This window comes from Leucobacter celer subsp. astrifaciens (assembly GCF_001273835.1).
Classification (GTDB): Bacteria; Actinomycetota; Actinomycetes; order Actinomycetales; family Microbacteriaceae; genus Leucobacter; species Leucobacter celer.
Map to the genome: position 1 here is coordinate 1 of NZ_JHEI01000215.1, position 250 is coordinate 250.

Below are 250 nucleotides of genomic sequence, written 5' to 3' on the forward strand. Positions count from 1 at the left end.
CGGCCTGACCGTGCTCGTGAACATCCACCTCATGGATCTCGCCCGCCAGTACACGACCCGCATGATCGGGCTGCGCGACGGCCGCGTCGTCTACGACGGGCCCGCGGCATCGGCGACCGACGCCGACTTCGAACAGATCTACGGCCGACCGATTCAACCTCGCGACCGACTGGGGTCGCAGGCATGACGAGGGCGGGTCACACCGAGATCAAGACCGTGCTCGTATACACCACCGACGCTGCCGCCGAGC

At 67.2% G+C, this 250-nt stretch carries 1 pseudogene; it reads left to right on the top strand.

From position 1 onward, the window contains the following. Positions 1-187: pseudogene (locus AMS65_RS19900) on the top strand (phosphonate ABC transporter ATP-binding protein); the annotation flags it as partial. Positions 188-250 lie beyond the last annotated feature (63 nt).